The sequence below is a fragment of the Flavobacterium succinicans genome (assembly GCF_001662485.1).
In the GTDB taxonomy this organism is placed as follows: domain Bacteria; phylum Bacteroidota; class Bacteroidia; order Flavobacteriales; family Flavobacteriaceae; genus Flavobacterium; species Flavobacterium succinicans_A.
The window spans coordinates 1-4,651 of sequence record NZ_JMTM01000029.1 but is presented as its reverse complement, the minus strand read 5'-3'; the positions used below and the strand labels follow the sequence as shown (position 1 = coordinate 4,651).

Here is a 4,651-nt window from a genome sequence, read left to right as displayed (position 1 = left end):
TTTCCAATAATTCATCTTTTACAGTTTTTTTGTGGTAGTATTACAGCTAACGTTCCCGCGCTACACGCAGGCTGGGATTAAAGATGCGTAATCTTTCGGTTAAAAACAAATGTATCAAATACAAACTATTTTTCAAATCAAGCAAATTGCCCAGCTTGCTTGTAGCGTGTGTTGTAGGTAGTTGTTATTTGTCAGATTTCTCTTTAATCTGTTTTATAACTTCATTAAAATCTCTACTTGTTTCTATTTCATCACCATTTAGTAATGAGATAATAGCTGTCCCGTTTCTGTTCTCAATTACTGAAATATGTTCAATTCTAATGTAGTGTGAAACTTTATTGTCAAAAATTAATTCTATAAAATTTTTCATATTTATCTATTTTCAATTTGTAATATTTGTTCTTGAAACTCTTTGTAAACTTTAGGATAAAACCTTGAAACAGATATAATCTTATCTTTAGGTAAAACTATTTTCATTTCTTCATCAATAATTGAAAAACCGTTGTCTTTTTCAATAAGACTGATTAAGGTCTTCATATAAGGAGTTGTAAAAGTTATCTTTTTCGTTACATCATTTCTGTAACCACTGACGACAGGTATTAAATCTATTTGTTGAGATAATAATGGCTTTGTAACTCTTTTTAAATATCCAACATAGACTTTGTTATTATCTAAGCTTATAAGTATTAATTTTTTAGTTCTGTCCTTTTCTCTTAGTGATTTTAAATATACTTTTTCATACTCATCACCCCAAATTTTAATGACAAGCCTCATCATCATATTATTTGGAATTAGAATATTCAAAATAACTGCTAAAACAGGTGACAAGAAGAAAGCTAAGAGATAAAAATTTAATCCTGCAATATTAACTAAAGCTAGTTTTCCTAAAAATTCTCTAAAATTTAATAAGTGCTTTTTTAAAATATAATTGTCAAAATACAGAGTGAATATCAGTAGCATTAAACCTGCAATTATAGAATGAAATATTAATCTTTGTGTTTCAATTCTACCGTGTTGATATTTAGTAAAATTAAAAAATGTTAGAAAAACATATCCTCCCAATAAAGGCAGAATTAGTAAATAGTTAAATTCAAAGTTTGCCATCGTTTATTTTAAATCCAGTTAATTCGGCTACTTCTTTCAAATATTTTATAGACTCTTCTTTATCTGAAAATATATCTTTACTTTTTACATAAATATCTCCAGCATAATTTACACGGAAAGATTTTTTAGTATTTTTCTTAAACCATTTAAATTTCATAAATAAGTATTTTTTTATTTTATCAAAGATACTATTTTCTGTTGGTTTCATTATCACGTTATTTTTTAACGCTTCGGTTTCTTTTACAATTACCTACAACGTTTTGCAGCTTGGCGATGTGGCGGATTAAGGAAGCCTAAACTTTCGGTTAAAGACTGATTTTGCAAGTACAAAACCAACTTTAAATTAAGCCCAAAACCCGCCATATTGCCAAACTGCTGTTGCCTGCTGGCTTTATTTGCTATTTCTTCTTTCTTTTTCTTCCTTAAATAGAAAGCCTAAATCTCTTCTTAACTGTTTTCTGAAATTATTATTAGAATTGGTTATTTTTTCAATTTGTTCAGCAGAATAATTATTGTTATTTGCTGGATTTTTCATCAAGTTATTCCTCAATTGATAATAACTTTCCAAAGCTTCGGAAGATATAATTAAATTCAACTTTCCTTTCTTCCATTCAATTAATTCGTTGAGAGTATTTTTAAGTCTTTCAGTATCAAAATTCCCTCCTTTATCTTTGTAAATATTGTCGGTAATTTCAAATGCTTTTGGATATATTTCAAGTCTTAAATCATAAAGTTTAGTTGTTAAGTTTCTATTTATAGTTTTATTGAATTGTTTTTGTTGGAAATTTTGATTTCTATAAAATTGAAATAATGCAACTAATGAAATTACTAAAGAAGTTATTGCAGTTACTAAAGAAGGAGTAAAAAAATCAGTCATAATTATTTCAAATTTTTATTTATTGTTTGAATTAATTTTTTCCAATTTTCAATTTCAATCGCTGTCAAATTATTTGCTTCGTTATTACGTGTCCACTTTATAAAAGCTTTAGCTAATTTATATTTTGAAAAATTTGGTATTTCTTTTGAAAAAATATCGATTATTGGTCGAGTAGGTTGTGCATCTGATATGGATTTTACGTTAACTGAATATTCTTCGTTTGCAACGATTATTAAAGTTTCTCGTAATAAATCTTCAATTTCTGCTTTCGGTACATTTACGCAGAAATCTTTAGTTCGTAATATGTTTTTATTACCTAAAGTATGAACTAAATTTTCTTGTTGAGCGGCTTGGTCTCCAGCAGAATCAGAATCTAACAGAGCAATAATTTTTAAATTATGAGCGTGTAAAATAGTTGCATAATAGACAACTTTACCCGCAGAATTTGCAAAAACTAAAGCGATTTTTTCGTCTAATTTTTCAATATTTGATTCTCTTAATAATGAGGCTGTAGCATCTATATACCAATAATCTGTTAGTCCTTCTAGAATTAGGTTCTTTTGTTGTGTAAATAAACTTTGAGCTAAATCATAGCCAAGAGCTTCTTGTAAAGGAAGTAGACCAGCAGGGTCGCTTGAAGAAATTGTTGTATGAACCTTTGTTCCTTCTTCTCTGTCTTTTAATTCTACTACACGTACTAAATCTAATTCATCTGGTCCAACTAAAAATGGGGAATGAGTAGTGTAAATAGTTTGGTTTTGCTCGGAAAGTTTTGATAATGTTTTTCTAAAATCTCGTTGTTTTAGTCCGTGAAGACTCATCCCTGGTTCATCAAGAAGTAATATTGCATTTTTGTGTTTATCCATTGCTTCTGCAAAAAATACTACATAAAATGACACAAGCCATTGAAATCCTTCTGATCTTTGATCTAATTCAATCTTTACACCTATATCATCTTCTACAACAACTTTTAAATATTGACCATCAGCTGATATGTTTATTTTTTCAGCCTCTGGTCTATTTGGATTTGGGTTCCATATAGCTTTAATTTCTTTTGTCAGTCTAATACTAGCAGCATCCAATTGATATGAACGTTTGTCAAGTGTATCACGATATTTTTTTAACGCATCAAAATCATCCTTATTTGGGCTTGGAGTTTTTCCAATCTCTGATAATTCTCTCGGAGAAAAACCTAATAATTTTAGTAGACATAAATTACCATAATCATAATATTTATCATCATCTAATAATTGTCTTTCTATTCGGTCAGCAAGATGTTCTAAATGGATTAATGGTTTTACTTTAAAGAAGTTATTAAAAAGTACAAATACAGGTTTTCTACTATTAATTAATTCTTCTATTTTCTTAAATTCATTATTGTATTCAATTTCTTTTAATATTTTCGCATATCTTTCCTCTTCTTTTGTATTATCTTCATCTATCAATGAATAATTTGCTTCAAGCCATTTTTTGATTTTATCAGAAGATTCTTTGTCGAAAAAAGTGTCATCAGTTAAGGTGTCTGTTATTACTTTTAGACTATCACTTGGTTTTGGTTTTTCTGCATTAGCAACATCATCTAAAAACTGTTTATCAATATGTGATGAAATTCTATTTAAGTCATTTTTAACATCAATGAATTTCTTTTTGGCAGGTGCATTTTGTAAAAAATAATATCCTTTATTATCAAGATTTCGATGTAAAACATAAATACATTCGTGAAATTCTTTTGGAATTACTTTTTTATCTTCGTCATCCAAACTAAAATATCCTCTAACAACTTCAATGTTTTCAGATTTAACTTTACCTGTTGTTATATCATTATATAATGAACGAGGATAATCTCTAATGTCGTCAAATCCATCTACGCCTTCTGGTCGATTTAATTTTTGTAATGCTTGAAGAATTACAGTTTTTCCAGCTTCATTTGGGCCAACCATAATAGTTTTAAGTTCTTCTATTTCAAATTCTCCAGTATCTCTGATACTTCTATAATTTTGTACTCTAGCTTTTATTAATTTCATATTTTTAGTGTTGTTTTTTTGGCGGTTTTTTTGGTTAAGCTTGCAGGCAACGTTTTGTGGCTTTGTCTTGTTGCCAAAAAAATAAGACCTAATCTTTAAATTTAAGACAATGAATACAAATACAAAGCAAACTGAAAATTTAGCAGAATGTGGCAATAAGTCAAAACCACTGTTATGCGATGTTTTTTCTTTCGGTATTTCTACAAAAAAAGACACTCTTACTTTAAGAAAATCTACTTATAAAATTTTGCCTAAAATAAAATTTAAGAGAAAAAATGAAAAGAAAATACTTTTAGAAAAAAACGATATTGCAAGTTATAAAATAAACATTCCTTTTGAAGTTAAAAAAGTAAAAAGGTCAAGAAGTTGGTTAGGAAATGGATTTCAGTCCGATGATATAAATTGTTATTCAGAATGGGAAGAAGAAATTAAAGTTTATGATAGAGAATTGCTTTCTGCGTTTATAAAACAATGTTTCTTAAATAATGGTATTTCTTTCGATGGACGCACTTATCAAAATATCGCATAACGTTCCCGCGCTACAAGCAGTTTGGGACTAAATTAAGCCCATTTTTCGGATTTGCCAAATCTTCCAAATACAAAACCAATTTCAAATTAAGCCTAATACCCAAATTGCTTGTAGCGT

At 28.4% G+C, this 4,651-nt stretch carries 6 protein-coding genes; 1 reads left to right on the top strand and 5 read right to left on the bottom strand.

Annotated elements, in window-relative coordinates; genetic code table 11:
* Positions 1-184: 184 nt before the first annotated feature.
* From FLB_RS05440 to FLB_RS05425, 5 genes are all read right to left on the bottom strand, one after another.
* The gene (locus tag FLB_RS05440) at positions 185-370 is read right to left on the bottom strand and encodes a hypothetical protein (protein WP_064714957.1); all 186 of its coding nucleotides are present in this window, start codon (positions 368-370) and stop codon (positions 185-187) included.
* 2 nt (positions 371-372) lie between these two features.
* A complete protein-coding gene (locus FLB_RS05435; RefSeq protein WP_064714956.1) occupies positions 373-1,104 on the bottom strand; it encodes a hypothetical protein in 732 nt (243 codons plus the stop codon).
* Positions 1,091-1,312, bottom strand: a complete 222-nt coding sequence (locus FLB_RS14245) for a hypothetical protein (protein WP_157490550.1) — start codon at positions 1,310-1,312, stop codon at positions 1,091-1,093. The genes FLB_RS05435 and FLB_RS14245 overlap by 14 nt, the downstream gene beginning before the upstream one ends.
* Before the next feature lie 183 nt (positions 1,313-1,495).
* Positions 1,496-1,981, bottom strand: a complete 486-nt coding sequence (locus FLB_RS05430) for a hypothetical protein (protein ID WP_064714955.1) — start codon at positions 1,979-1,981, stop codon at positions 1,496-1,498.
* Positions 1,982-1,983: 2 nt separating this feature from the next.
* Positions 1,984-4,005 (bottom strand): AAA family ATPase, encoded by a 2,022-nt coding sequence (locus tag FLB_RS05425; RefSeq protein WP_064714958.1) that lies wholly within the window; start codon positions 4,003-4,005, stop codon positions 1,984-1,986.
* Between the two features lie 109 nt (positions 4,006-4,114).
* On the opposite strand from FLB_RS05425, the gene FLB_RS05420 reads away from it, so the two are divergent.
* Positions 4,115-4,534 carry a hypothetical protein gene (locus FLB_RS05420; protein WP_064714954.1) on the top strand — a complete coding sequence of 140 codons (420 nt, stop codon included), beginning with the start codon at positions 4,115-4,117 and terminating at the stop codon, positions 4,532-4,534.
* Positions 4,535-4,651: the final 117 nt, after the last annotated feature.